Annotated in this window: 30 protein-coding genes; 12 read left to right on the plus strand and 18 right to left on the minus strand. The window is 63.8% G+C overall.

Features of this window, described 5'->3' with window-relative positions; genetic code table 11:
* Positions 1-167: 167 nt before the first annotated feature.
* From JG743_RS18410 to JG743_RS18435, 6 genes are all read right to left on the minus strand, one after another.
* On the minus strand, positions 168-1,796 hold the full coding sequence (locus tag JG743_RS18410) for a thiamine pyrophosphate-dependent enzyme (RefSeq protein WP_202302713.1): 1,629 nt from the start codon (positions 1,794-1,796) through the stop codon (positions 168-170).
* Between the two features lie 117 nt (positions 1,797-1,913).
* Positions 1,914-2,645, minus strand: a complete 732-nt coding sequence (locus tag JG743_RS18415; RefSeq protein WP_202292214.1) for a peptidase — start codon at positions 2,643-2,645, stop codon at positions 1,914-1,916.
* Between the two features lie 30 nt (positions 2,646-2,675).
* Positions 2,676-3,470 (minus strand): transglutaminase family protein, encoded by a 795-nt coding sequence (locus JG743_RS18420; protein WP_202292215.1) that lies wholly within the window; start codon positions 3,468-3,470, stop codon positions 2,676-2,678.
* A gap of 18 nt (positions 3,471-3,488) precedes the next feature.
* On the minus strand, positions 3,489-4,430 hold the full coding sequence (locus tag JG743_RS18425) for an alpha-E domain-containing protein (protein ID WP_202292216.1): 942 nt from the start codon (positions 4,428-4,430) through the stop codon (positions 3,489-3,491).
* 137 nt (positions 4,431-4,567) lie between these two features.
* Entirely contained in the window at positions 4,568-5,980 is a 1,413-nt protein-coding gene (locus tag JG743_RS18430; protein ID WP_202292217.1) for a circularly permuted type 2 ATP-grasp protein, read from the minus strand.
* A gap of 172 nt (positions 5,981-6,152) precedes the next feature.
* Complete coding sequence (locus JG743_RS18435) at positions 6,153-6,389, minus strand: Lrp/AsnC ligand binding domain-containing protein (protein WP_202292218.1); 237 nt, start codon at positions 6,387-6,389, stop codon at positions 6,153-6,155.
* Positions 6,390-6,614: 225 nt separating this feature from the next.
* On the opposite strand from JG743_RS18435, the gene JG743_RS18440 reads away from it, so the two are divergent.
* The gene (locus JG743_RS18440; protein WP_202292219.1) at positions 6,615-7,034 is read left to right on the plus strand and encodes a DUF4864 domain-containing protein; all 420 of its coding nucleotides are present in this window, start codon (positions 6,615-6,617) and stop codon (positions 7,032-7,034) included.
* A gap of 5 nt (positions 7,035-7,039) precedes the next feature.
* Here the strand turns inward: JG743_RS18440 and tgt are convergent, their stop codons facing one another.
* The 7 genes from tgt to coaD form a co-directional block, all read right to left on the minus strand.
* Positions 7,040-8,170, minus strand: coding sequence for a tRNA guanosine(34) transglycosylase Tgt (tgt, locus tag JG743_RS18445; protein ID WP_202292220.1), 1,131 nt, complete (start codon positions 8,168-8,170; stop codon positions 7,040-7,042).
* Positions 8,163-8,432 (minus strand): hypothetical protein, encoded by a 270-nt coding sequence (locus JG743_RS18450; RefSeq protein WP_202292221.1) that lies wholly within the window; start codon positions 8,430-8,432, stop codon positions 8,163-8,165. Before JG743_RS18450 ends, tgt begins: the two co-directional genes overlap by 8 nt.
* Positions 8,422-9,510 (minus strand): tRNA preQ1(34) S-adenosylmethionine ribosyltransferase-isomerase QueA, encoded by a 1,089-nt coding sequence (queA, locus tag JG743_RS18455; protein ID WP_202292222.1) that lies wholly within the window; start codon positions 9,508-9,510, stop codon positions 8,422-8,424. Before queA ends, JG743_RS18450 begins: the two co-directional genes overlap by 11 nt.
* A complete protein-coding gene (locus JG743_RS18460; protein WP_202292223.1) occupies positions 9,510-9,959 on the minus strand; it encodes a DMT family transporter in 450 nt (149 codons plus the stop codon). The genes queA and JG743_RS18460 overlap by 1 nt, the downstream gene beginning before the upstream one ends.
* A 12-nt stretch (positions 9,960-9,971) precedes the next feature.
* Entirely contained in the window at positions 9,972-10,484 is a 513-nt protein-coding gene (locus JG743_RS18465; RefSeq protein ID WP_202292224.1) for a peptidylprolyl isomerase, read from the minus strand.
* A 27-nt stretch (positions 10,485-10,511) separates the two neighbouring features.
* Positions 10,512-11,006: a peptidylprolyl isomerase gene (locus JG743_RS18470; protein WP_244673202.1), complete on the minus strand. Its 495-nt coding sequence runs from the start codon at positions 11,004-11,006 to the stop codon at positions 10,512-10,514.
* A gap of 110 nt (positions 11,007-11,116) precedes the next feature.
* The gene (coaD, locus tag JG743_RS18475; RefSeq protein WP_202292226.1) at positions 11,117-11,617 is read right to left on the minus strand and encodes a pantetheine-phosphate adenylyltransferase; all 501 of its coding nucleotides are present in this window, start codon (positions 11,615-11,617) and stop codon (positions 11,117-11,119) included.
* A 192-nt stretch (positions 11,618-11,809) separates the two neighbouring features.
* Between coaD and JG743_RS18480 the strand changes: the two genes are divergently transcribed.
* Entirely contained in the window at positions 11,810-11,953 is a 144-nt protein-coding gene (locus JG743_RS18480) for a hypothetical protein (RefSeq protein ID WP_202292227.1), read from the plus strand.
* Between the two features lie 73 nt (positions 11,954-12,026).
* Here the strand turns inward: JG743_RS18480 and gyrA are convergent, their stop codons facing one another.
* Entirely contained in the window at positions 12,027-14,813 is a 2,787-nt protein-coding gene (gyrA, locus tag JG743_RS18485) for a DNA gyrase subunit A (RefSeq protein ID WP_202292228.1), read from the minus strand.
* Positions 14,814-15,022: 209 nt separating this feature from the next.
* Here gyrA and JG743_RS18490 point away from each other — a divergent pair, with 209 nt between their 5' ends.
* Together JG743_RS18490 and JG743_RS18495 are read left to right on the plus strand one after the other, a co-directional pair.
* A complete protein-coding gene (locus JG743_RS18490; protein WP_202292229.1) occupies positions 15,023-16,714 on the plus strand; it encodes a SulP family inorganic anion transporter in 1,692 nt (563 codons plus the stop codon).
* The gene (locus tag JG743_RS18495; protein WP_202292230.1) at positions 16,711-17,331 is read left to right on the plus strand and encodes a ParB-like protein; all 621 of its coding nucleotides are present in this window, start codon (positions 16,711-16,713) and stop codon (positions 17,329-17,331) included. Before JG743_RS18490 ends, JG743_RS18495 begins: the two co-directional genes overlap by 4 nt.
* Positions 17,332-17,357: 26 nt before the next feature.
* On the opposite strand, the gene JG743_RS18500 is transcribed toward JG743_RS18495, so the two are convergent.
* Positions 17,358-18,188 (minus strand): helix-turn-helix transcriptional regulator, encoded by an 831-nt coding sequence (locus JG743_RS18500; protein ID WP_202302715.1) that lies wholly within the window; start codon positions 18,186-18,188, stop codon positions 17,358-17,360.
* Between the two features lie 86 nt (positions 18,189-18,274).
* On the opposite strand from JG743_RS18500, the gene JG743_RS18505 reads away from it, so the two are divergent.
* The 3 genes from JG743_RS18505 (at position 18,275) to JG743_RS18515 (ending at position 19,969) form a co-directional block, all read left to right on the plus strand.
* Positions 18,275-18,805 (plus strand): hypothetical protein, encoded by a 531-nt coding sequence (locus JG743_RS18505; RefSeq protein ID WP_202292231.1) that lies wholly within the window; start codon positions 18,275-18,277, stop codon positions 18,803-18,805.
* 32 nt (positions 18,806-18,837) lie between these two features.
* On the plus strand, positions 18,838-19,215 hold the full coding sequence (locus JG743_RS18510; RefSeq protein ID WP_202292232.1) for a VOC family protein: 378 nt from the start codon (positions 18,838-18,840) through the stop codon (positions 19,213-19,215).
* Positions 19,216-19,339: 124 nt separating this feature from the next.
* Positions 19,340-19,969, plus strand: a complete 630-nt coding sequence (locus JG743_RS18515; protein WP_202292233.1) for a MarC family protein — start codon at positions 19,340-19,342, stop codon at positions 19,967-19,969.
* A gap of 13 nt (positions 19,970-19,982) precedes the next feature.
* Here JG743_RS18515 and JG743_RS18520 read toward each other — a convergent pair whose 3' ends face one another.
* Genes JG743_RS18520 through JG743_RS18530 form a run of 3 tightly spaced genes read right to left on the minus strand, consistent with a single transcriptional unit; the run spans position 19,983 to position 21,412 of the window.
* Entirely contained in the window at positions 19,983-20,408 is a 426-nt protein-coding gene (locus JG743_RS18520; protein ID WP_202292234.1) for an OsmC family protein, read from the minus strand.
* 55 nt (positions 20,409-20,463) lie between these two features.
* Complete coding sequence (locus JG743_RS18525) at positions 20,464-20,862, minus strand: DUF2306 domain-containing protein (protein ID WP_202292235.1); 399 nt, start codon at positions 20,860-20,862, stop codon at positions 20,464-20,466.
* A gap of 25 nt (positions 20,863-20,887) precedes the next feature.
* Positions 20,888-21,412 carry a single-stranded DNA-binding protein gene (locus JG743_RS18530; protein ID WP_202292236.1) on the minus strand — a complete coding sequence of 175 codons (525 nt, stop codon included), beginning with the start codon at positions 21,410-21,412 and terminating at the stop codon, positions 20,888-20,890.
* Between the two features lie 196 nt (positions 21,413-21,608).
* On the opposite strand from JG743_RS18530, the gene JG743_RS18535 reads away from it, so the two are divergent.
* From JG743_RS18535 to JG743_RS18555, 5 genes are all read left to right on the plus strand, one after another.
* A complete protein-coding gene (locus tag JG743_RS18535) occupies positions 21,609-21,998 on the plus strand; it encodes a cupin domain-containing protein (protein WP_446720863.1) in 390 nt (129 codons plus the stop codon).
* A 43-nt stretch (positions 21,999-22,041) separates the two neighbouring features.
* Positions 22,042-22,356, plus strand: coding sequence for an ArsR/SmtB family transcription factor (locus JG743_RS18540; RefSeq protein WP_202292237.1), 315 nt, complete (start codon positions 22,042-22,044; stop codon positions 22,354-22,356).
* The gene (locus JG743_RS18545) at positions 22,353-22,829 is read left to right on the plus strand and encodes an SRPBCC family protein (RefSeq protein ID WP_202292238.1); all 477 of its coding nucleotides are present in this window, start codon (positions 22,353-22,355) and stop codon (positions 22,827-22,829) included. The genes JG743_RS18540 and JG743_RS18545 overlap by 4 nt, the downstream gene beginning before the upstream one ends.
* Before the next feature lie 17 nt (positions 22,830-22,846).
* Entirely contained in the window at positions 22,847-23,452 is a 606-nt protein-coding gene (locus JG743_RS18550) for an ATP-dependent Clp protease proteolytic subunit (protein WP_202292239.1), read from the plus strand.
* A gap of 77 nt (positions 23,453-23,529) precedes the next feature.
* Positions 23,530-23,829: a hypothetical protein gene (locus JG743_RS18555; RefSeq protein ID WP_202292240.1), complete on the plus strand. Its 300-nt coding sequence runs from the start codon at positions 23,530-23,532 to the stop codon at positions 23,827-23,829.
* Positions 23,830-24,186 lie beyond the last annotated feature (357 nt).

Below are 24,186 nucleotides of genomic sequence, written 5' to 3' on the forward strand. Positions count from 1 at the left end.
CGTTTTCGTTTTTCTTGTCTATATCCGAAAACGAAAGCGATGAAAAGGGATAAGCCGGCTAATGAAAATCATATGATCGAAAAGGCAAACCAACCGCAACCGATGCAGGCACCCCGTTCACCGCAAATCCTCGCCGAGGAAGTTGCTGCTGGTCCTGGCGAATCTGCTCAATCCGCATGGGGAGCGGGATGGAGGTATGTCCAGGGGCTCACCTCCGACCCTCTGTCCACCGGCACTTCGATCAGCACCGGGCTGTCGAGGGTCGCGCAGGTCGTGATCAGGCGCTCGAGTTCCTCGGGCGTCGTCGCCTTGAAGGCCGGGACACCGAAGCTCTCGGCGAGCCTGACAAAGTCCGGATTCGTCAGCTCCGACCCCAAATACCGACCGTCATACGTCTGTCTCTGATCCCTCAGCACGTTCCCGAAGGAAGCGTTGTTGAAGACGATGGATATGACGTTGATGCGATGCTGGACGGCGGTTGCAAGCTCCTGCACGCCGAACATGAAACCGCCGTCACCGGAGACGGAAATCACCATCTTGTCCGGGTGGGCAACCTTGACGCCCAATGCGGTGTTGAAGCCGAAACCGAGATTGTCCTGATAGCCGCACGTCACGTAGTGCCGGGGGGCGAAAACCGGGAACGCGAACCTGGCGGTGAAGCCTATCTGGCTGATTTCCTCTACAAAGAAGCCGTCCCGCGGCAATGCGCGCCTGATCGCCTTCAGGTAGGAAACCTGCGGTTCCACAGCGCCGAAGCGTTCCTTCGCGGCATTGTTCAGCCGGGCAAAGTCTTCCAGACGCATATCGGTTGAAGGTCGAGGCGACTGTTGAAGAAGAGCTGCGACACCATCGGCCGCATCCGCCACGATCGCGACGTCCGGACGAAGGCGAACCATTTCCTTCGGATCGATATCGATCCGGATGATTTTGAGGTTCTTCGGAAGGTAGCGCCAGCGCATGAACTGCAATTCAAGGCGGCTGCCAATGCCGATGAGAAGATCGGCATCTTTCCAGTAGTCGTATGCGGCGACCAGGTTGAGCGCATTGGGGTGATCGTCAGGGAGCACGCCCTTGCCCGACCGATGCGCCGTTACCGGCGCGCCGAGCCGCTCGGCGAGTTCCCGCACCTGACTGTGGGCATCGACCGCTCCACCGCCGACCATTATGAGTGGACGCTTGGCCTTGGAAATGAGATCGATGGCCTGCTCTATCGCAAGCGGATCAGGCTGCGGATTTTCGGCTCGCGCGGCCGAAACGACCGGCACCTCCGGCCCTTTCTGGCCGAAGACATCCCAGGGCGCCTCGACCGACCCTGGCCCTTTCCGGCCGGAGACCATCTTGGCGATAACCTCGCCCATCACGAGGCCGGCTTGCGACTGGTGATCGATGCGTTCGGCGACTTTCGTGATGCCGCGCAGGGTCGCGAGCTGATCCGGCAGCTCGTGAAGCTGTCCCCGGCCCCTGCCGATCAAGTGGGACATGATATTGCCGGTGATGCAAAGCACTGGCGCGTTCGCGCCGAAGGCGGTGCAGAGAGCTGCCCCCGCGTTCAGCACGCCTGGGCCTGGAACCACGGTGAACGCGCCAATCCGACCTGTTGCCTTGGCATAGCCATATGCCATGTAGGCAGCGCCCTGCTCGTGTCGCGTATGGATGAATTTGATCCTGTCGCGGGCACGATGCAGCGCGTCGTTGAAATCGTACATGTGAGCCCCGGGTATGCCGAACACGGTATCGATGCCGTTTTCGACAAGAGCCCGCGTGATCGCGTCCGCAGTCGTCTCAGACTTTAGCATTTTGCCCAACCTGGTTCCTCCGAGCAGCCGGTCGCCCTGCTGATCAGTTCAACATCTCCAATTTTTGATTAATATGTTAAATAACTCAAGGCAATGGCCGGCGAACGTTGCGCCGCCCTACCCGGGAAAATCGGGCAGGCTGGCGAAAGCCGCCTTCAGCGCGTTCGACCAGCCGTCCGAGATGGTGCGGTAGTACTGATCGTCCTGGCCGATGCGCTTCTTCAGGCTGACCTTGAATGCGTCCTTCTCGTAGAACAGGAGATCGAGCGGCAGGCCGACCGACAGGTTCGACTTCAGCGTCGAGTCGAACGACACCAAAAGCAGCTTCACCGTCTCGGCCAGGCTCATCGTGCGTTCATAGGCGCGGATGATGATCGGCTTGCCGTATTTGGTCTCGCCGATCTGGAAGAACGGCGTGTCGTCGGTCGATTCGATGAAGTTGCCCTCGGGGTAGATCATGAACAGGCGCGGCGGGCTGCCCTTGATCTGGCCGCCGAGGATGAAGGAGGCATTGAAATAGGAATCGGCCTTGTCGCCGGCGGGCGAGGAATGGGCGATGACCTCCTTGACCGTATCGCCGACCAGCCGCACCGTCTGGTACATGGACGGCGTCTCGAGCAGCGTCGCATGGCGATCCGCGACCGCCTTGGTGCGCTCGTCGAGCAGGCTGACCACGGCCTGCGTGGTCGCCAGATTGCCGGCCGACATCAGCACGATGACGCGTTCGCCGGGCTCCTCCCAGACATGCATCTTCTTGAAGGTGGAGATCGAATCCATGCCGGCGTTGGTGCGCGTGTCCGACATGAACACGAGCCCGCGATCGATCTTCAGGCCGACGCAATAGGTCATGGGTACTCTTTAGCAGCGATTCCGCTGGAATTACTGCTCTACCGTGACAGTGACCGCAAGCTGTTCCTGCGCCTGTCCCAGCCTAATCCCCGATACCGGCGAGGCGTCGCGGTAGTCGCGGCCGGTCGCCACGCGCACATAGCGCTCGTCGGGAGAGATCCCGTTGGCCGCGTCGAAGGCAACCCAGCCGAGGCCCGGGACATGCGCCTCGGCCCAGGCGTGGCTCGCTGCCTGCTGGACCGCCGCATCCATCATCAGATAGCCGCTGACATAGCGGGCCGGAAAACCCATGGCGCGCGCCGCGGCAGCGAAGATATGGCTGTGGTCCTGGCAGACGCCGGTCTTGAGCGCCAGCGCCTCTTCAGCCGGCGTCATCACAGTGGTGGCGCCAGGCTTGTAGGCGACACGCTCACCGATCGTGCCCATCAGTCCATGCAACCGCTCGATATCGGTGCCCTTGCTTGATGAGCCGGCAAGCTCGCGAATGCCGTCGCCGGCGGCGGTCAACGGGGTTTCCTGGGCAAACAACCAGAGCGGTGCGAAACCATGATGCGGACCGGATACGCCCGTCGTGTCGCGCGTCACCACCTCGCCCGAGGCTTCGATGGCGATGGCGTGAGGCTCGCCTTCGACGCTCAGAAGCCGGGTGTCGTTGCCGAAATGGTCGGTGAAGCGCACCTCCTCGCGCGCGCCATCGATTTTCAAGGCCCAGGACTGAACGGTCTGCGTGTGGCCGCTGACTGGCAGCAGCCGCAGCCGCTGCAGCAGATACTGAACCGGCGCATCGTAGCGGTATTCTGTCCGATGGGAGATCTTGAGCCGCATGGCGTCAGTTTCCGATGCTCAATAGAACTTGTAGTCCTGCGCGATCTCGTCCCCGAGCCTGGTGTTGTCACGAATGAAATTGGCCAGGAATTCGTGCAGGCCGGCGTCGAATATGTCCTTGATCGAGCCCGCCCTCAGCATCGCCTGCGTCTTTTCGGCGGTGGCGTGACACGCATGGCGCTCGCCATAGTCGTCGCCCAGGAACTTCAGGTGTTCGGCGAGGAAGCGGTAGCAGAAGGTCAGCGAGCGCGGCATGCGCACGTTGAGGATCAGGTAGTCGGCGATGTTGGTCGGCTTGTAGTCGGCGTCGTAGACCCAGCGGTAGGAACGATGCGCCGACACCGAGCGCAGGATCGATTCCCACTGATAGTTGTCGAGTGTCGAGCCGACCCAGGAGATCGAAGGCAGCAGCACATAGTACTTGACGTCGAGAATGCGGGCCGTGTTGTCGGCGCGCTCGACATAGGTGCCGAGCTGCGAGAAATCGAAGATTTCGTTGCGCAGCATGGTGCCGTAGAACGAACCGCGGATCAGCGCCGTCTCGCGCTTGATGGCGTCGAGCACGTTCGGCAGGTCGCGTTCGTCGATGGGCCTGGCCAGCATGCGCTTCAGCGACATCCAGGCCTCGTTGATGCTTTCCCAGGTCTCGCGCGTCAGCGCGGTGCGCACCATGCGGGCATTGTTGCGGGCGGTCTCGATCGAGGACATGGTGCTCGACGGGTTCGAGGTGTCGCGCAGCAGGAAGTCGGAGACGTTGGCAGCGGTATAGTCCTGGTATTTCTGGCTGAAGGCGATGTCGGAGCCCGCGCTCAGCAGCACCGAGTTCCACTCCTCCGACGCATTCTGCGTGCGGGTAAGCGCCATGCGCAGGCCGGCATCGACAAGGCGGGCCATGTTTTCGGCCCGCTCGATGTAGCGGTTCATCCAGTAGAGCCCGTTGGCGGTACGGCCGAGAAGCATGGGAAGGCCCTTCGGGCTAGTGAGTAGGGAATAGGGAGTAGGAAATAGTAAGCGTTTGAATTTCAATGGAATATGGCATTCCCAGTCCCCTATGCTTTCACCATTACTGCCTACTGCCTAATCCCTACTCGCTCATCTCAATCATCAAGCACCCAGGTGTCTTTGGTGCCGCCACCCTGCGATGAATTCACAACGAGCGAACCTTCCTTGAGCGCGACGCGCGTCAGGCCGCCGGGCACGATCTGGATCCGGTCGGAGACCAGCACATAGGGCCTGAGGTCGACATGGCGGGGCGACAGGCCCTTCTCGGTCAGGATCGGGCAAGTCGACAGCGCCAGCGTCGGCTGGGCAATGTAGTTCGAAGGCTTTGCCGCGAGCTTCTTGGCGAAGTCCTGGCATTCCTTCTTGGTCGCCGCGGGACCGACCAGCATGCCGTAGCCGCCGGAACCGTGCACCTCCTTGATGACGAGCTCGCTGATGTGCTCCAGCACATATTTCAGGCTGTCCGCCTCCGAGCAACGCCAGGTCGGGATGTTGCCGAGGATCGCCTTGCGGCCGGTGTAGAATTCGACGATCTCGGGCATGTAGGAATAGATCGCCTTGTCGTCGGCGATGCCGGTTCCCGGCGCGTTGGCGATGGTGATGTTGCCGGCGCGGTAGACATCCATGATGCCGGGCACGCCAAGTGCCGAGTCAGGGCGGAAGGTGAGCGGGTCGAGGAAAGAATCGTCCACGCGCCGGTAGAGCACGTCGATCTGCTTGTAGCCTTCCGTCGTGCGCATCGCGACGTGGCCGTCGACGACGCGCAAGTCCTGGCCCTCGACCAGTTGCACGCCCATCTGGTCGGCGAGGAAGGCATGCTCGAAATAAGCGGAGTTGTAGCTGCCCGGCGTCAGCACGGCGATGGTCGGCGCATCCTTGGTGCCCTTCGGCCGCACCGCTGCGAGCGATTGGCGCAAGAGCTGCGGATAGTTCTCAACCGGCCGCACCTTGATCTGCTGGAACAGCTCGGGGAAGAGCTGCATCATCGTCTCGCGGTTTTCCAGCATGTAGGAGACGCCGGAGGGCGTGCGTGCGTTGTCCTCCAGCACGTAGAACTCATTCTCGCTGATGCGCACGATGTCGACGCCTATGATGTGGGTGTAGACGCCGGCCGGCGGCCTCACCCCGATCATTTCTGGCAGGAAGGCCTCGTTCTTGGCGACCAACTCCCTGGGCACACGGCCGGCGCGCAGGATCTCCTGGCGGTGGTAGATGTCGTCGAGGAAGGCGTTCAGCGCCTGGACGCGCTGCTCGATGCCCTGCGTCAGGCGGCGCCATTCATTGCCCGAGATGATGCGCGGGACGATGTCGAAGGGGATCAGCCGTTCGGAGGCTTCCTGCTCGCCATAGACGGCAAAGGTGATGCCGGTCTTGCGGAAGACGCGCTCGGCATCCTGCATTTTCTGGGTGAGCCTGGCCGGGTCTTGCTCCTTCAGCCAGCGATCATAAGCCGAATATGGTCTTCTCAGTCCGGAAACTTCCGGAAGCATTTCATCGAACGCTGCCAATCGCGTACTCCCCTGTGACGCCATTTCACTGGCGTCGCCGGAGAAAATCAAGCGCAATCGGTGATTTGATAGGCGCCGGCGATCGTTATGTCAGGATTGCCTAAGATTGAGGCATACCCGAAAGGGTCGGGTCAGGCTTTGCCTTGCGCCCGGGCAAACGACAAAAGGCGACTCAGAAAGCCCGGAAAGTGACGATGGTGAAGGTGTCCTTGATGCCGGGCAGCACCTGCACCTTCTCGTTGATGAAGTGGCCGACGTCCTGCTGATCGTCGACATAGAATTTGGCGAGCAGGTCGTAATTGCCGGCGGTCGAGTAGATCTCCGAGGCGATCTCGGCATCGGCGAGCGCGCCGGCGACCTCATAGGCCTTGCCCAGATCGCACTTAATCTGCACGAAAAATGCCTTCATTGCCCGGTCCTGCCTAGCCTTTGCGCGAATAAGCGGCCCTTTTGGCAGACTGCCGCCCGGCTTTCAAGCATCAGCCGTACGCGACCGGCAACGGACGCCCCAGACAGGCGGCATGACCGCCGAATCGCCGATGCCTGCGATTTGCTGAAACCAGCAAGCGGCGCCATGCGTATGTTAGGATGAATCTTCGGACTGCGATTTCCCCTGGGGACAATGGAGACAGGCATGCGCCGCTCATTATTCGCATTCGCAATCATTCCATTCCTTTTCATGTCCTCGGCCTTTGCCGGCGACGCCGAGATCAAGGCGGCGCAGACGGTCATCGACAGCCAATTGAAAGCCTTCGTCGCCAATGACGGCGTTAAGGCCTACAGTTTCGCCGCGCCGAATGTGAAGCGGGTCTTCCCGACCGTCGACATGTTCATGAATATGGTGACCAACGGCTACGCGCCGGTGCGCAAGCCGCAGAGCTATTCCTTCGGCAAGGTCGAGCAGACCGGGCCGACCTCGATCATCCAGCAGGTGATGATCGTCGGGCCCGACGGTAAGGACTACGAGGCGGTCTATACGCTGGAGCAGCAGCCCGACGGCAGTTTTCAGATCACCGGCTGCAGCCTGCGCGCATCGACGTCGCTCAGCACCTGAGCCGGTCAGATCACCGGAATGTCGCCCCGCGCCCAGCCTTCCGAAATCTCCGCCGCGCGCGCTTCGAACGCTTGCGCCTCGATCGCGGCGCGGATGTCCTGCATCAGCTTCTGGTAGTAGGACAGGTTGTTCCAGGTGAGCAGCATCGCCCCCAGCGATTCCTGCGAGCGCACCAGGTGGTGCAGATAGGCGCGCGAATAGTCGCGTGCCGCCGGGCAGTCGCTCTCCTCGTCCAGCGGACGCGGATCGTCGGCGTGACGGGCGTTGCGCAGGTTGACCTTGCCGCGGCGCGTATAGGCGAGGCCATGGCGGCCGGCGCGGGTCGGCATCACGCAGTCGAACATGTCGATGCCGCGCGCCACCGATTTCAAGATGTCGTCCGGCGTGCCGACGCCCATCAGATAGCGCGGCCTGTCGGCCGGCAGTTCCGGACAGGTGATGTCGAGCATCTCCAGCATGACCGCCTGCGGCTCGCCAACGGCCAGTCCGCCGACGGCATAGCCTTTCAGATCCATGGCCTTCAGCGCCTGGGCGGAACGCACGCGCATGGCCGCGCTGTCGCCGCCCTGGACGATGCCGAACATCGCCTTGCCGGGCTGGTCGCCGAAGGCCGTCTTGCAGCGCTCGGCCCAGCGCAGCGACAATTCCATGGCGCGCTCGATCTCCTTCGGCTTGGCCGGCAGCGCCACGCATTCGTCGAGCTGCATCTGGATGTCGGAATCGAGCAGGCCCTGGATTTCGATCGACCGCTCCGGCGACATCTCGTAGGGCGCGCCGTCTATATGCGAGCGGAAGGTGACGCCCTTCTCCGAGAGTTTTCGCAGCTTCGACAGCGACATCACCTGGAAGCCGCCGCTGTCGGTCAGGATAGGGTATGGCCAACGCGCGAATTCATGCAGGCCGCCGAGCTTCGCGACGCGCTCGGCGCCCGGCCTCAGCATCAGATGATAGGTGTTGCCGAGGATGATGTCGGCGCCGACCCCGCGCACCTGGTCCATATACATGGCCTTGACGGTGCCGCCGGTGCCGACCGGCATGAAGGCCGGCGTGCGGATCTCGCCGCGCGGCATCGAAATCGCGCCGCGCCGCGCCTTGCCGTCGGTGGCAAGCAGCTTGAAGGAGAACGTCTCAGTCATTGAATTCCTTGTCGTGCACCGGCGCGCCGGGTGCCTGCTCGTCGAGCGATTGCCGGTAGCGGATGCAGCCGCGCATGAACTTTTCCCAGGGCGGCACCGCGATCGCCGGTTCGGTCTTTTCCGGCAGCAGGGCCCAGAGATCGGGGTGATGCCAGCAAAGGTCGTGGCCGGTGGCGTCGCGATGGGCGCGAATGCCGGCGCGCAGCTTTTTCACCTCCGCGATCAAAGCGTCGCGGTCCATTCCGTCGAGGTCATCGTCCATCGCTCGTCTCCGCCCGGTAAAGCAGGCTTGCGTCTCCGTAGGAGTAGAATCTGTAGCTGCCGTCGATGGCATGCGCATAGGCAGCACGCATCGTCTCCAGTCCGCTGAAGGCCGAAACCAGCATGAACAGGGTCGAGCGCGGCAGATGGAAATTGGTCATCAGGAGGTCGGCCGTGCGAAAGCGGTAGCCGGGTGTGATGAAGATATCGGTTGGGCCCGACCAGGCGGCGAGCCTGCCGTCCGGCGTGGCCGCACTCTCCAGCAGGCGCAGCGAAGTCGTGCCGACGGCGATGATCCGCCCTCCCCGCGCCTTGGCCTCGTTGAGTGCCTGAGCGGTCTCGGCGCTGACCGAGCCGGTTTCGGCGTGCATCTTGTGGTCGGCAGTGTCGTCCGCCTTGACCGGCAGGAAGGTGCCGGCGCCGACATGCAGGGTTACGAAGCGGCGCTCGATGCCTTTTGCGTCCAGTGCGGCGAACAGCTCCGGCGTGAAATGCAGCCCGGCGGTGGGCGCGGCGACGGCACCCTCCTCCCTGGCGTATATGGTCTGGTAGTCGCGGCGGTCGCGCTCGTCGTCGTCGCGCTTGGAGGCGATGTAGGGCGGCAAAGGGATGTGGCCGACCGCATGCAGCGCCTCGTCGAGGAACGGACCGGACAAGTCGAAGCCAAGCAGCACCTCGCCAGCCTCGCCCTTCTCGATCACCGTGGCGTCGAGCCGGCCGAGAAAGCAGGAATTGGCGTCATGGCCAAAATGGATGCGGTCGCCCGCGGCGATGCGCTTGCCCGGCCGCATGAAGGCCTGCCAGCGGTCCGGCGCCACACGCATATGCAGCGTGGCCTCGACTTGCGCCTGTGCCTCGCCGCGCCTGCGGATGCCCTTGAGCTGCGCCGGAATGACCTTGGTGTCGTTGAAGACGAGAACGTCGCCTTGCTTGAGCAGCGACGGCAGGTCACGCACCGTGCGGTCGGACAGGCCTTCGCCCGGCCTGACGACCAACATCCTGGCGCTGTCGCGCGGTTCGGCCGGACGCAGCGCGATACGCGCTTCCGGCAGGTCGAAGTCGAAGAGGTCGACGCGCATCAGTAGAGCCGGATGAGCAGCGCTCCGGCGAGCAGCAACACGGCGCCGGCAATGCGCCCGAGCGAGATCTCGCGCACCGCGACGCCAAGGAAGCCGGCGCGGTCGATGAGCATGCCGGCGAGCAGTTGGCCCGCGACCAGGAACGCCATCAGCGCCGCCGCGCCGATGCGTGGCGTCAGTATCGTGGAGAGCGTGACGTAGAAGCCGCCAAGCATGCCGCCAGCGATGAACAGCCAGGGGGCCGGCGCCTTCCAGTCGAGCGAAATGCCTTCCAGCCGCACAACTGCGAACGCGATGATGCCGAGCACAACCGCGCCCGACAGGAACGAAAACGCAGCCGCGGCGACCGGGAGACCCAGGCCGCGCGCCAGCTGCGAATTGATCGGCGCCTGAATGGCGATGAAGGCGCCGGACAGGATGCCAAGCAGCGACCAGACGGCGCCCATCATCGTCGTTTCGCCTTACTTGACGTCAGCCGCGACCTTCAGCGACACGATCTTGTCGGGATCCTGCACCGGCTCGCCGCGCTTGATCTTGTCGACATTGTCCATGCCTTCGATCACCTGGCCCCAGACCGTGTACTGGCGGTTGAGGAAGGCGGCATCGTCGAAGCAGATGAAGAACTGCGAGTTGGCCGAATTCGGGTTCTGGGCGCGGGCCATCGAGCAGGTGCCGCGACCGTGGTTGGCGTTGGAGAATTCGGCCTTCAGGTCGGGCTTGTCCGAGCCGCCCATGCCCGCGCGCGACGGCGCGAATGTGGGCTTCGAGGAGTTGCCGAACTTGACGTCGCCGGTCTGCGCCATGAAGCCGTCGATGACGCGGTGGAAGACCACGCCGTCATAGGCGCCCTCGCGGGCGAGTTCCTTGATGCGCGCGACATGGCCAGGCGCCAGGTCGGGGAGCATTTCGATGACGACCTTGCCTTTGGTCGTCTCCATGATGAGCGCGTTCTCGCGGTCCTTGATCTCAGCCATGTCAGATATCCTTTTGAGAAAACAGATTTATTTGTCGGCGGCGATGCGCACTTTGATCATGCGGTCGGGGTCGGTGACCGTGCCGTTGTCTGCCTCGTCGCCCTTCTTGATGTTGTCGACCAGCTCCATGCCGCTGACGACATTGCCGACGATGGTGTACTGGCCATCCAGCGACGACGCCGGCGCGAACATGATGAAGAACTGGGAATTCGCCGAATTCGGATCCTGCGAACGGGCCATGCCGACGACGCCACGCTTGTAGTGCTCGGCCTGCGAGAATTCGGCCGGCAGGTCGGGCAGGTCGGAGCCGCCGGTGCCGACGGCCTCGGGGTTGAAGCCCTTCTTCATGTTGCCGAACTTGACGTCGCCGGTCTGCGCCATGAAACCGTCGATGACACGATGGAAGGCTACGTTGTCATAGGCGCCCTCGCGCACCAGCTTCTTGATCTGCGCAACGTGCTTGGGCGCGAGATCGGGACGCAGCGCAACCGTCACGTCGCCATCCTTCAGCGTGATGATCATGGTGTTTTCCGGATCGGCGGCGAAGGCCGAGATCGAGGCGGTCACGAGACCGGCCAGCACGACAAGGAACGTAGCGAGCTTCTTCAGCTGCATGGTATTTCTCCGAAAGATTATTTCGCGAATTTGGCGGTGAGCGCGCCGGCAACGGCCGCCGGCACGAAGGGGCGGATGTCGCCTCCCATCGATGCTATCTGGCGGACAAGTGTGGCGGTAATGGTTCTGACCGACGGGCTGGCAGGCAGAAAAACCGTCTGCAGTTCCGGCGCCATGGTCTCGTTCATGCCGGCCATCTGCATCTCGTAGTCGAGGTCGGTACCGTCGCGCAGGCCTCGGATCATGATCGAGGCGCCTTCTCGCCTCGCTGCGTCGATGACCAGCCCGTCGAAGGCGACGACCTTGATGCGGGCGCTATCGCTGCCGAACTCGGCCTTGGTGGCAAGCTCGATCAGCTTGACCCGTTCCTCGAAGGAGAACAGCGGCTTCTTGCCGGGATGGATGCCGATCGCCGCATAGACGATGTCGGCCACGGCGAGCGAAGCCTTTAGCACGTCGAGATGGCCGTTGGTCAGCGGGTCGAAGGAGCCGGCGTAAAGGGCGATGCGTTCGGTCATGGCAGGCTTCTAGCGGGCGCGCGGACGGAAGGCAAATCCGATTGATCAGACATGCGTGAACCTTTTCGCAGACATGAACGACAGATGAATGCGACGATCATGAACGTTTCACGCAGCGTTCACTAGGTTGCCGCTTCAGGAGATGAAACCAAAGTCCCATCTATCCGTTGTTAGGCGCAGGAGAACACGCACATGCTGATCTACATGCTTGCCACCGCAATGACAGTCGCCATGCTGATCGCCACCGCATTCGGGCTGCATCAGGAAGCCGTGCGCGTTCGAGCCAAGACGAACACGCGGCGGTTCGAGGTCCGTAGGCCCCATCGCCACTACTGAATTCGATCCCGCCTGATTTGAGGATAGTTTCGATTGCGCCGGCCCGCGGGCCGGCGTTGCAGTTTCCTAACGACTATTCGGGGGTATCCGAAGCGTCGTCCGTGGCCTCAGCCTCGCCTTCGACGCTCTCTTCCTCATCCGATTGCGGTTCCGAAATCCGCTCGACCGAAACCACCTTCTCGCCTTCGGCCGTGTTGAAGATGGTGACGCCCTTGGTGGCGCGGCTGGCGAAACGGATGCCGTTGACCGGGACGCGGATGACCGTGCCGCCGTCCGAAACCAGCATGATCTGGTCGTCATTGCCAACCGGGAAGGTCGCCACGAGACGACCGATCTCGGCTGTCTTCGACACGTCGGTGGCGCGGATGCCCTTGCCGCCGCGTCCCGTCAGGCGGAAGTCGTAGGACGAGGACCGCTTGCCGTAGCCATATTCCGTGACCGTCAGCACGAGGCGCTCATGCTCCTTGAGGAATTCGTAGCGTTCGTCGGACAGCTCCGCCTCCTCGCCGATCTCCTCATTGGTCAGGGCGATCTCTTCCTCTTCGCCGGCAACACCGGCAGCAAGCCGCCGCTCGGCAGCCGCGCGCTTCAAATAGGCGGCGCGCTCGGCGGGCGAAGCGTCGACGTTCTCGATCACCGACATGGAGATGACGCGATCGGTCTCGGCCATGGCGATGCCGCGCACGCCAACGGAGTTGCGGCTCTGGAAGACGCGCACGTCGCTGACCGGGAAGCGGATGCACTGGCCCGAGTTCGCCGTCAGCAGCACATCGTCATCGTCGGTGCAGGTCTCGACGCCGAGGATCTCGTCGCCCTCCTCCTCCAGCTTCATGGCGATCTTGCCGTTGCGGTTGACCTGGACGAAGTCGGACAACTTGTTGCGGCGCACGGTGCCGCGCGTGGTGGCGAACATCACGTCGAGCTCGCCCCAGCTTGCCTCGTCCTCGGGCAGCGGCATGATGGTGGTGATGCGCTCGCCCTGCTCCAGCGGCAGCATGTTGATCAGCGCCTTGCCGCGCGACTGCGGGTTGCCGATCGGCAGGCGCCACACCTTCTCCTTGTAGACGATACCGCGCGAGGAGAAGAACAGCACCGGCGCGTGCGTGTTGGCGACGAACAGGCGGGTGACGAAATCCTCTTCCTTGGTCGACATGCCGGAGCGGCCCTTGCCGCCGCGGCGCTGCGCCCGGTAGAGCGAGAGCGGCACGCGCTTGATGTAGCCGGAATGGCTGACGGTGACGACCATGTCCTCGCGCTGGATCAGGTCCTCGTCTTCCATGTCCGCCCCGCCGTCGGACAGCTCGGTGCGGCGCGGCGTGCCGAACTCGTCGCGGACCGCGATGAGCTCGTCCTTGACGATCTGCTGGATGCGCGCGCGTGACGACAAAATGTCAAGATAATCAACGATCTCGGCGCCGATCTTGTTCAACTCGTCGGCGATCTCGTCGCGGCCGAGCGCGGTCAGGCGCTGCAGGCGCAACTCGAGGATGGCGCGAGCCTGCTCTTCCGACAGATTGTAGGTGCCGTCCTCATTGATGCGGTGGCGCGGATCGTCGATCAGCTTGATCAGCGAAGCGACGTCGTGGGCCGGCCAGCGGCGCTCCATCAACTGCTCGCGCGCCGTCTGCGGATCGGGCGCGGTGCGGATCAGCTTGATCACCTCGTCGATGTTGGCGACCGCGATGGCGAGGCCGACCAGGACGTGGGCCCTCTCGCGCGCCTTGCGCAAAAGGTACTTCGTGCGCCGGCTGATCACCTCCTCGCGGAAGCCGACGAACGCCTTCAGCATGTCGATCAGCGTCATCACTTCCGGCTTGCCGCCGTTCAGCGCCACCATGTTGGCGCCGAAGGAGGTCTGCAGCGGGGTGAAGCGGTAGAGCTGGTTGAGGATGACGTCGGCGACGGCGTCGCGCTTCAGTTCGACGACGACGCGATAGCCCTGGCGGTCGCTCTCGTCGCGAATGTCGGAAATGCCCTCGATACGCTTGTCGCGCACCAGTTCGGCCATCTTCTCGATCATCGAGGACTTGTTCACCTGATAGGGAATCTCGGTGATGATGATCGATTCACGGTCGTTGCCGCGCGCCTCGATGTTGACGCGGCCGCGCATGACGATGGAGCCACGGCCGGTCGAATAGGCGCTGTAGATGCCCGAGCGGCCAAGCACGATGCCGCCGGTCGGGAAATCCGGACCGGGCACGATCTCCATCAGCGTCGGCAGGTCGATTGCCGGGTTATCGATGAGGGCGATGGCGCCGTTGCAGACTTCGCCGAGATTGTGCGGCGGGATGTTGGTGGCCATGCCGACGGCGATGCCGCCGGAGCCATTGACCAGCAGGTTCGGAAAGCGGGCCGGCAGCACCTTCGGCTCGCTGCCCGACGCATCGTAGGTGTCCTGGAAGTCGACGGTTTCCTTGTCGATGTCTTCCAGCAATTCATGCGCGACCTTGGTCAGCCGCGACTCGGTGTAGCGCATCGCCGCCGGCGGATCGCCGTCGATGGAGCCGAAATTGCCCTGCCCGTCGATCAGCGGCACGCGCAGCGACCAGTCCTGTGCCATGCGCACCAGGGCGTCATAGATCGAGGCGTCGCCATGCGGATGGTACTTACCCATCACGTCGGCGACCGGGCGCGCCGATTTCACATATTTGCGGTTCCAGTGGTAGCCGCTCTCATGCGAAGCGTAGAGGATGCGGCGATGCACCGGCTTCAGCCCGTCGCGCACGTCGGGCAGCGCACGGCTGACGATCACGCTCATGGCGTAATCGAGATAGGAGCGCTGCATCTCCTCGATGATTGAAATCGGCTCGATGCCGGTCGGGCCGCCGTCGGCGCCGCGCGGTGTCTTCTGGTCGGTCAAATCAGGTCACAATCCAGTCGGGAATCACTCGCTGCTTATATAGGAAGCGCCGCCGAAACTCCAATCTCCACGACACTTTTCCAGAGACAATTTCAGTGGTAATTTCAAAAGGATACCGCTGATTGCGACGATATGGCCAAGGTGGGTTTCGCGGCCGTGGGATTAAGTTTGCCACCGATCGGCATTCTCGAGGAAGAGCCGCGAGCGCTATGAACTGGACCCCGTGGCTGCCCCTGCGAGCACTGAGCGGGTTGACGCGCGACGACCTCAATGGCGACCTCGCCGCCGGCGTCACGCTGGCCGCGATCGCCATTCCCGAACAGATGGCGACGGCGCGCCTTGGCGGCTTCGCGCCCGAGATCGGCTTCTTCGCCTTCGTCGCCGGATCGGTGGCCTTCGCGCTGTTCGGCGCCAACCGCCAGCTCTCGGTCGGCGCGGATTCGACCATCACGCCGCTGTTTGTCGGCGGTTTGGCGCTGGCTGCGTCCTCGGGCTCGTCGCATTATCCGGCGCTGGCGGCGATGCTGGCGCTAATGGTCGGGCTGCTGGTCGGCTTGAGCGGCGTCTTTCGCCTCGGCTGGATCGCGGACCTTCTGTCCGTGCCGGTCACGACGGGCTTCCTGGCCGGCATTTCCATCCACATCATCGTCTCGCAGCTACCCGGCCTGCTTGACCTGCCGCCCGAAAGCGGCGAGACGCTGCGGCGGGTGGGCGAGATCGCCGCCAACATCCACCTCACCAACCCATGGAGCCTGTCGCTTGGCGCCGGCGTGTTGGTGATCGTGCTCGTCGCCGAGCGCATCAGCGCCCGAATTCCCGGCGCGTTGATCGGCATGATGCTGGCGACGCTTGCCGTCATCGTCTTCCAGCTCAGGGATCGTGGCGTCGAGGTGCTTGGCGCCCTGCCGAACGGGCTGCCGATGCCTGGCTTGCCGCTTGTCGATTTCAAGGACGCGCAGGCACTTGTCCCGCTCGCACTGCTGATCGCCATCGTCGTGATGGTGCAGACGGCGGCAACCAGTCGCTCCTTTGCGCCACGGGACGGCGAAGCACCTGATATCAATCGCGATTTCGTCGGCGTCGGCGCCGGCAGCCTCGTTTCCGGCCTGTTCGGCGCCTTCGCCGTCAATTCCAGCCCGCCGCGCACGGCGATCGTTGCCCAGACCGGGGGGCGCTCGCAACTGACGGGCCTGATCGCCGCGGCGATCGTGCTGGTGCTCGGCGCCATCGGCGGCGGCCTGCTCGCCAATGTTCCGCAGGCAGCGCTTGCAGGCGTGCTGCTGTTTGTGGGGCAGCGCATCTTCCGCTGGCGGGTGTTTGCAGATGTCTACCGGCAGGCCCCGGTCGAATTCGGGCTGATCCTCGTCACAATGGTAGCGATGGTCGCGCTGCCGATCGAGACCGGCGTCTCGATCGGCGTCGGCCTCTCGCTGCTGCACGGCATCTGGAGCGCAACGCGCACGCACCCGATCGAATTGGCGCAGGTGCCCGGCACGTCCGTCTGGTGGCCGCCCACGAATTCCGGCACAGGCGAACAGATCTCTACGGTGCTGGTGGCGGCATTCCAGGCGCCGCTCTCCTTCGTCAACGCCGACCTCTTCAAGCGGGGCCTGATCGACCTGATCGACGCCAAGGGCGAAAGCGTGAAACTGGTCGTGCTCGAAGCCAGCAACATCGTCGAGATCGACTACACCGCGGCCCAGGCGCTGATCGACATCATCCGCCATTGCCGCGACAAAGGGGCGGTGTTCGCAATAGCTCGGATGGAGTCTTTGCGGGCGCAGGCCGCGCTGGCGCGTTTCGGCATCGCTGAGATGGTCGGCCCGCAGCGGATCTTCCACAGCGTCGACGCCGCGATCAAGGCGCTGGCCCCGCAGCAGCAACAGGACAAGATCACATGAGAAGCCCGCGCGAACCCTTGTTGACCCCGGTCGCGGTGAAGGAGCTGCGGCCAACACAGATGACCGTCGGAATGCGCGAGGTCGGCATAAAACGACAGATGATCCGTCAGCAGAACGCCAGCGAGACCGGCACTTTCCTCGGCCGCCACATGGTGCCGGTGGTGCTCGGCCCGAAGAGGCGCAACTATGTCGTCGATCATCATCACCTTGCCCGGGCGCTGCTCGAGGAAGGCGTCGAGGACGTACTGGTGACGGTGACCAGCGACCTCTCGGACCTCGACAAGGAGGCTTTCCTCACCGTGCTCGACAATCGCGGCTGGATGCATCCATTCGACGCGAACGGCAAGCGCCAGACCTATGATGCCATTCCGAAAAACATGGCCGATCTGGTCGACGACCCTTACCGGAGCCTCGCCGGCGAGCTGCGCCGCCAGGGCGGCTTCGCCAAGGACACCACGCCGTTCAGCGAATTCCTGTGGGCGGATTTCCTGCGCCGGCGCATCGACCGGGCCTCGGTGGCGAAGAACTTCGGCAAGGCGATGAAGGCTGCGCTCTCCCTGGCCAGGCGCAAGGAAGCGGACTATCTGCCCGGCTGGTGCGGACCAACCACTGACTGACGTCTGTTGGGCAGCGAAATATGCCGTCAGCGCGCCGCCACCCGGCGTGCGCGATAGACGCCGGGCGTTTCTCCCATCTCGCGCCGGAAGCGGCGGTTGAAGGTCGAGAGGTCGTTGAAGCCGGCGTCGAAGGCGATCGTCGAGATCGCCACTTCGCAGGTCCTCAGCCGCACCGCCGCCCTGTGCAGCCTGGTTTTGAGCAGGAACTGGTAGGGCGTCATGCCGGCGACACGCCGAAAGGTGCGAAGGAAATGATAGGGGCTGGTCGCGGCTTCACCGGCGAGATCGGCGAGCGAGAGCGGTCGGTCGGCATCAAGCTCGATCAGCCGCACCGCTTCGGCGACGCGCTTCTGGTCGCGGCGGCTTGGCGCGCGGCCGGGATGGCCGGCGTCCGCGTTCGCCCTGACCGCCGCGCCGGCCATGCGCAGGCCGAGTTCCTCGAATGCGTCGGCGTCGCCGGTTTCCCGCGCGGCCTCCGCTTCCGCCAGCACCGGCGCAAGCGCCGGCAAGGGTGGCAGGCGGGGGCCGTCGAAGCCAAGCCGTTTCGCGCCGGGCACATCGGCGACAATGCGCTCCATATATGCTGGCGAAAAATGGAAGGAGAGGCAGCGGTCGCCGGCGCCATGCTCATGCCCGCATTCATAGCAGGTGCCCGGATTGCCGAGCAGGATCGCGCCGGGCGCCAGCATCGCCGTGCCCTCACGCGTCCGGTAGCGGAAGGTGCCCTGGGTGACCGCGGCAACGCAGAAGCTGCGATGCTCTTCCTCGAACGGGCTGTCGCCAACACCGGCGGTGCATACCACGTCCGACACCTGCCAGCCCTGGCCCGAGGCGACATTTTTCGCGCGCGTCGTCATGACGGGAAAGATAGCAATTTTCCCCAAGCGCTGAACCCAGTCCTGCCTCTATTGGTCGTGCTCTCCTGACAAACGAGGCAGCAGTCATGATCGATTCCTTCACTGAAGCCCTGCACAGTGGCGGCCCAAACCTCGGCCTTGCCGAAAAGCTGGAGCTCTATGGCCGCTTTGTCGGCGCCTGGACATTCGATGCCGCGCGTCACCTCGAGGACGGCACGGTTCTTACCGGGCGGGGCGAGGTGCATTTCGGCTGGGTTCTGGAAGGCAAGGCGATCCAGGACGTCTGGATCCTGCCCGCGCGGGATGTTGGCCCTTCGCCCTCCCTCGGTCCATGGACCTTCTACGGCACGACCTTGCGTGTCTACGATCCCGGCGTCGACGCCTGGCACATCTTCTGGAGCGACCCGCGCAACCAGTATTTCAGCCGCCAACTCGGTCGCGCCGAGGGCGATGCGATCGTCCAGCAAGGCATCGACGGCACCGGCTCCTCGGTGCGCTGGAGTTTTTCGCGGATCACCGCAGACTCCTTTCGCTGGCTCGGCGAGCGCTCGCATGACTGCGGCGCCACCTGGCGGCTCGAGGTCGAATTCCTGGCCCGCCGCACGACTCAACGCTGATCGGCCAACCAATTGCAAAAACGGAGAAAACGATGCTTGACCACGTCTCGCTCGGCGTTCGCGATGCCAATGCCTCCAAGCGCTTCTACGATGCCGCCCTGCAACCGCTCGGCTATAGCTGCCTCAGCCAGTCGCCCGGCTCGCTCGGCTATGGCGCCGATGCCGTGGCGCTCTGGGTGAACGAAGCCACGCGGCCGGTGCCGGCGGACACGGAATCCGGCCTGCATTTCTGCTTCGCCGCGCCGACGCGAAAGAGCGTCGATGCCTTTCATGCCGGCGCCTTGCGTGAGGGCGGCCGCGACAATGGCGCGCCTGGCCTGCGCGCCGGCTATGGCGAAAACTACTACGCCGCTTTCGTCATCGACCCGGACGGCTATCGCATCGAGGCCTATTGCGGCGCGGCCGGCTAGGCGCGTCGCCGGAGGTCATCTTGCGAAACATCCTCTGCCAGTTTCCTCCGCTCCTGCTTTGCTCTACCAATGCCAGGGTTGGAGAAAAGCGAGGTCGGGCATCGCCCGGCGGAGGGGACCAGAGATGCCGAGCTTCGACAGCCTGTTCAACGCCTTCGTCACCATACTGGTGACCATCGACCCGCCGGGGCTGGCGCCGCTCTTCCTCGCCGTGACGCGCGGCATGAACCGCGAGGAGCGCCAGCAGGTTTCGGTGCGCGCCTCGGTGATCGGCTTCCTGGTGATGGCGCTGTTCGCGATCGCCGGCGCCTCGATCCTGTCGGTGTTCGGCATCACGCTGCCGGCCTTCCGCGTTGCCGGCGGGTTCCTGCTCTTCTTCATCGCCTTCGAAATGGTGTTCGAGCGCAGGCAGGACCGCAAGGAGAAGATCGGCGATGTCGCCATCACCAAGGACATGATCCACAACATCGCCGCCTTCCCGTTGGCGATCCCGCTGATTGCCGGTCCCGGCGCGATCTCGGCGACGGTGCTGCTGTCGGGCTCGTTCCAGGGATTTGGCGCGCAGGCGGCCCTGGTCGGCATCATCTTCCTTTGCCTCGCCATCACCTATCTGGTTTTCGTGCTGGCCGAGCGCATCGACCGCATCCTCGGCCAGACCGGCCGCTCGATCCTGACCCGGCTGCTCGGCGTCATCCTGGCGGCGCTGGCGGTGCAGTTTGTCGCGGACGGGATCAAGGCGCTGATGGCCGCCTAGGCATTAGCGGGCGCTATTTTCCCGCCGTATCGACGACCTCGAAATCGTGGGTAACGGTGGCGGTCTTGGCCATCATCGCGGTGGCGGAGCAATACTTTTCGATCGACAGGTCGATCGCGCGCCTGACCTTGTCGCGCGAGAGCGCGCGGCCCTTGACGATGAAATGCATGTGGATGCGGGTGAAGACCCTGGGCTCCTTCTCGGCCCGGTCGGCATCGAGCTCGACGACGCAGTCCTCGATCGCCTCGCGGCCTTTCTCGAGGATATGGACGACGTCATAGGCCGAGCAGCCGCCGGTGCCGATCAGCACCATCTCCATCGGGCTCGGCCCCGGCGTCGGCCCTTCAGGTCCGTGCGCCGTGCCCAGCACGACCTTATGACCGCTGCCGGATTCGCCGACGAAGGTGCGCTCCTCGACCCATTTGACGCGTGCTTTCATCGATACGCCCTTCCACGACAGTGCGGCGACCGTCCGTGTCGCCCGAATTGTCCGCCTACTGCCCGAACACCACCGTATGCATGATCCGACCCGGCAGCAGCGTGAAGATGCCCGCGCCGATCAGCGCGAAGACATAGAGCGCGATCATAACCTTGCGATGATTGACGACGCGGTGGTTGCGCGCGTGCCAGACCGCCAGCGGCACGGTGACCAGCACCAGGATCGACAGGAGGTGGATCGGGCTGAAGCGGCCGAAAAGCCGGATCTGCTGGATCCAGAAACTCGAGACGGCGATGACCAGCATCAGCGCCACCCAGATATAGCCGACCACCCGGTGGCGTGTCGTGCCTTTGGGCAGAGCCAGTTGCGTGGCGCCTGTGACCAGTGCCGTGAAAGCGGCAAAGGCATGCCAGGGGATGGGCGCGGGCGCTGCAAACAGCGGGCCAAGCGACATTGCCTACCCCTGGCTCCTCAAGCTCTCAGAACGGAATTTCGTCGTCCAGCTCGCGCGACGCACCGCCACCACCGCCACTCCGGGCGCCGCCGCCACCACCGCCGCGGCTGAAGCTTTCGTTCGGGCCGGACTGGCCAAAATCGGAGCCACGGCTGTTGCCGCCGCCGGCGTAGCTGCCGACCTGGCCGCCGCCCTCGCCGCGCGCGTCGAGCATCTGCAACTCGCCGCGGAATTTTTGCAGCACGACCTCGGTCGTGTAGCGGTCATTGCCGGTCTGGTCCTGCCATTTGCGCGTCTGCAACTGGCCTTCGATATAGACCTTCATGCCCTTCTTCAGGTACTGCTCGGCCACCTTGGCGATCTGGTCGTTGAAGATGACCACATTGTGCCACTCGGTCTTTTCCTTGCGCTCGCCGGAATTCTTGTCGCGCCAGCTTTCCGAGGTGGCGATGCGAATGTTGACGACCGGCTCGCCCGAGTTCAGGCGGCGGATTTCCGGGTCCGCCCCGAGATTGCCGACCAGAATGACCTTGTTGACGCTACCCGCCATCGTACTTCTCCGCGCTCATCCAAATTTTTGACGCCGCACCTTACAGCTTGCGGGCAGCCGCCGCCCGCCGTGACTGGCTTTTCCCACAAGGTTTTTGTTCCCTGTTCGTTCTAGAATGCGGGCGATGCGCTGTCAATGGTTGTCAGCAGCATGTAGTGTTTCGCCCCGGAATTTCCACGACATCGGGGGCAACAAGGTGAGGCCGATTGCACATGAAGACCAGCTGCGCGAGCAATGGCGAGCGGGCGTCGAGACACGCATGCACGTCTCGGCCAGCAACGGCGCGGCGCAGCTTTGCATATTCGAACAGTGGGTCGAGCCGGCGGTCGGCGCTCCGACGCATTGGCATTCGGTCGAGGAGGTGCTCACGGTCCTCGCCGGCAAGGCCGAGATGTGGATCGACGACGAGCACAGCGTGCTCACCCGGGGACAGTCTCTCCTCATTCCAGCGCACAGGAAGCATGGCTTCCGTAACATCGGCGACGAACCGCTTCACATCCATGCGGTGCTGGCCTCGCCGATCTTCGAGGCGACCTTCGACGGACCGGCCGGGCTGGTGCGGCGCTGGCTTGCGGCAGGTTCGTAAACAGCGCTTGCCAAATCAATAAGTATCGACTTATGCTTCTGCCATGATCGAGGCAGAGATTTTCCGCGCGCTGGCCGACCCGACACGCCGCGCCGTCTATGAGCGGCTCGTCGCCGGCGAGATGACCGTGTCGGAGCTGCGCACCGGCATGACGGTGTCGCAGCCGGCGGTCTCGCAGCATCTGGCGGTGCTGCGCGGCGCAGGCCTGGTGGTCGAGCGGCGCGCCGGCCGCAATGCCTACTATCGCGCCGCGCCTGAAGGGCTCGAGCCGCTGCTCGGCTGGATCGAGCGCTACCGCGCGTTCTGGCCGGAACGCCTCGAGAGACTGAAGACAGTTCTGAAGGGAATGGACCAATGACGGCAATCGAACGTCCTCCTGCCGAAGCGTCGCTCAACTTCGAATGCGAGCTTGCCGATCCGCCGGAGAAGGTCTGGCGCGCGCTGACCGAACCGGAATTGCTGGCGGCGTGGATGATGATGCCGAACGACATCACGCCCGAAGTGGGCAGCCGTTTCGCCTTTGACCGGTCGGAGGCGCCGATCGAGTGCGAAATCCTCGAAGCCGAGCCCGGCAGGCTGCTGCGCTATTCCTGGCGCGAGCGGCGTGACGGCGGCCGGGACGAACGGCTCGACAATCCGTTGGACAGCATCGTCACGTTCACGCTCGCCCGCACGGTTTCCGGCGGCACCCATCTGCGCATCGTCCATGACAGCTTTGCGCGCATGCCGGCCGTCGCCATGGCCGGCGCCGGTTGTCGGCTCGCCTTTGGCGCGGGTAGCGCGAAACGGGCGATCGCGGCGAATGCACCGCTGTTGCGGCGCGCGGCCTGAGCAAGGGAGAGACCGAAATGAGCGGGCTTGCCAATCTGGTGCCGATGGTGATCGAGCAATCGAGCCGCGGCGAACGCGCCTTCGACATCTTCTCGCGGCTGCTGCGCGAGCGCATCATCTTCATCAACGGAGAGATCAATGACGGTGTCTCGGCATTGGTCTGCGCGCAGCTTCTGTCGCTCGAATCCGACCATCCCGACAAGGAGATCTCGCTCTACATCAACTCGCCGGGCGGCGTGGTGACCAGCGGTTTCGCCATCTACGACACGATGCAATACATCTCCTGCCCGGTGTCGACCGTCTGCATGGGCTTTGCCGCCTCGATGGCCTCCTTCCTGCTGATGGCCGGTACGCCTGGCCGGCGCATCGCGCTGCCCAACTCCAGCATCGTCCTGCACCAGCCGCTGGGCGGCTTCCAGGGCCAGGCTTCCGATATCCAGCGTCACGCCGAAGGCATCATGCGCACCAAGCGGCGCATGACCGAGCTCTATGCGCATCATTGCGGCCGCACCTACGAGGAGGTCGAACGCACGCTCGACCGCGACTACTTCATGACCGCCGAGGAGGCGAAGAACTGGGGCCTCGTCGATCATGTCTACGACACCCGCAAGAAGGCGGCATGAGGCCGGCTTGGCTAACGCTCGGCAATTTGATCGCGAGCGGTCTGGCACAGCCTGCTCGCCGATCCTATAGTGCGGCAATGACCGACAAACGTTCGTCCAGGCACCTTCTTGCCGCCGCTACGGCCGCCGTGATTCTTGCTGCCGGATGCATGCTCGCGGGCGCCGCCTTCGCCGATGACAGTTCGACACAGAAAGGCACGCTGCCCGGCGTGAGCAGCGACTATCGCATCGCCAAGCCCGCCCCGCAGCCCGAGCCCGACGATGCGCTGCCCGCCGGCGGCAACGGCCAGTTCAAGATCGGCGACACCGATGTCAGGATTTCAGGCAGCATAACCATCGACATGGCGACGGGCGGGATCAGGCCGCCGAGCCACTAGCGGGTTGCCGTCTGAGCCTCCGCGCTTCCCACGCAGACAATTGCTGATTTCCGATGGATTTGTGCTTTCCGACGGAATTGGGCGAAGCGCTGGCTGCTTGCCCAAACGAACAGCCCCGCCGTTGCTTCCGCAAAACGGACGGGGCTTTTTCTGGATTTAAAATCCAAACTTGCCGGGAGTGTACTGCCGGCGTTTGATTTCGGATGCATCGCGGCATTCAGCCGACGATCCGACTATTGTCTCTGATTGTGAGGATTCGACAGGTCACGGTTTGTCGGGCTGACGCTCACGCCTGCCCTGGCACTTATGCCCGCCGCGGCTCCATCATCGTGTGGAGCCTCAAGGGACTGTCCGGTG

This window comes from Mesorhizobium sp. 131-2-1, from assembly GCF_016756535.1.
In the GTDB taxonomy this organism is placed as follows: domain Bacteria; phylum Pseudomonadota; class Alphaproteobacteria; order Rhizobiales; family Rhizobiaceae; genus Mesorhizobium.

What these genes read in the sequence shown, in the direction of transcription:
- JG743_RS18545 (WP_202292238.1), top strand. Translation starts at nt 22,353, where the DNA reads ATGACGGCAATCGAACGTCCTCCTGCCGAAGCGTCGCTCAACTTCGAA.
- JG743_RS18415 (WP_202292214.1), bottom strand. Translation starts at nt 2,645, where the DNA reads ATGACCTATTGCGTCGGCCTGAAGATCGATCGCGGGCTCGTGTTCATG.
- JG743_RS18440 (WP_202292219.1), top strand. Translation starts at nt 6,615, where the DNA reads ATGCGCCGCTCATTATTCGCATTCGCAATCATTCCATTCCTTTTCATG.
- JG743_RS18470 (WP_244673202.1), bottom strand. Translation starts at nt 11,006, where the DNA reads ATGATCATCACGCTGAAGGATGGCGACGTGACGGTTGCGCTGCGTCCC.
- JG743_RS18495 (WP_202292230.1), top strand. Translation starts at nt 16,711, where the DNA reads ATGAGAAGCCCGCGCGAACCCTTGTTGACCCCGGTCGCGGTGAAGGAG.
- JG743_RS18435 (WP_202292218.1), bottom strand. Translation starts at nt 6,389, where the DNA reads ATGAAGGCATTTTTCGTGCAGATTAAGTGCGATCTGGGCAAGGCCTAT.
- JG743_RS18555 (WP_202292240.1), top strand. Translation starts at nt 23,530, where the DNA reads ATGACCGACAAACGTTCGTCCAGGCACCTTCTTGCCGCCGCTACGGCC.
- coaD (WP_202292226.1), bottom strand. Translation starts at nt 11,617, where the DNA reads ATGACCGAACGCATCGCCCTTTACGCCGGCTCCTTCGACCCGCTGACC.
- tgt (WP_202292220.1), bottom strand. Translation starts at nt 8,170, where the DNA reads ATGACTGAGACGTTCTCCTTCAAGCTGCTTGCCACCGACGGCAAGGCG.
- queA (WP_202292222.1), bottom strand. Translation starts at nt 9,510, where the DNA reads ATGCGCGTCGACCTCTTCGACTTCGACCTGCCGGAAGCGCGTATCGCG.
- JG743_RS18510 (WP_202292232.1), top strand. Translation starts at nt 18,838, where the DNA reads ATGCTTGACCACGTCTCGCTCGGCGTTCGCGATGCCAATGCCTCCAAG.
- JG743_RS18410 (WP_202302713.1), bottom strand. Translation starts at nt 1,796, where the DNA reads ATGCTAAAGTCTGAGACGACTGCGGACGCGATCACGCGGGCTCTTGTC.
- JG743_RS18530 (WP_202292236.1), bottom strand. Translation starts at nt 21,412, where the DNA reads ATGGCGGGTAGCGTCAACAAGGTCATTCTGGTCGGCAATCTCGGGGCG.
- JG743_RS18515 (WP_202292233.1), top strand. Translation starts at nt 19,340, where the DNA reads ATGCCGAGCTTCGACAGCCTGTTCAACGCCTTCGTCACCATACTGGTG.
- JG743_RS18425 (WP_202292216.1), bottom strand. Translation starts at nt 4,430, where the DNA reads ATGCTTCTCGGCCGTACCGCCAACGGGCTCTACTGGATGAACCGCTAC.
- JG743_RS18490 (WP_202292229.1), top strand. Translation starts at nt 15,023, where the DNA reads ATGAACTGGACCCCGTGGCTGCCCCTGCGAGCACTGAGCGGGTTGACG.
- JG743_RS18525 (WP_202292235.1), bottom strand. Translation starts at nt 20,862, where the DNA reads ATGTCGCTTGGCCCGCTGTTTGCAGCGCCCGCGCCCATCCCCTGGCAT.
- JG743_RS18505 (WP_202292231.1), top strand. Translation starts at nt 18,275, where the DNA reads ATGATCGATTCCTTCACTGAAGCCCTGCACAGTGGCGGCCCAAACCTC.
- JG743_RS18550 (WP_202292239.1), top strand. Translation starts at nt 22,847, where the DNA reads ATGAGCGGGCTTGCCAATCTGGTGCCGATGGTGATCGAGCAATCGAGC.
- JG743_RS18465 (WP_202292224.1), bottom strand. Translation starts at nt 10,484, where the DNA reads ATGGCTGAGATCAAGGACCGCGAGAACGCGCTCATCATGGAGACGACC.
- JG743_RS18450 (WP_202292221.1), bottom strand. Translation starts at nt 8,432, where the DNA reads ATGGACGATGACCTCGACGGAATGGACCGCGACGCTTTGATCGCGGAG.
- JG743_RS18540 (WP_202292237.1), top strand. Translation starts at nt 22,042, where the DNA reads ATGATCGAGGCAGAGATTTTCCGCGCGCTGGCCGACCCGACACGCCGC.
- JG743_RS18460 (WP_202292223.1), bottom strand. Translation starts at nt 9,959, where the DNA reads ATGATGGGCGCCGTCTGGTCGCTGCTTGGCATCCTGTCCGGCGCCTTC.
- JG743_RS18420 (WP_202292215.1), bottom strand. Translation starts at nt 3,470, where the DNA reads ATGCGGCTCAAGATCTCCCATCGGACAGAATACCGCTACGATGCGCCG.
- JG743_RS18520 (WP_202292234.1), bottom strand. Translation starts at nt 20,408, where the DNA reads ATGAAAGCACGCGTCAAATGGGTCGAGGAGCGCACCTTCGTCGGCGAA.
- JG743_RS18500 (WP_202302715.1), bottom strand. Translation starts at nt 18,188, where the DNA reads ATGACGACGCGCGCGAAAAATGTCGCCTCGGGCCAGGGCTGGCAGGTG.
- JG743_RS18480 (WP_202292227.1), top strand. Translation starts at nt 11,810, where the DNA reads ATGCTGATCTACATGCTTGCCACCGCAATGACAGTCGCCATGCTGATC.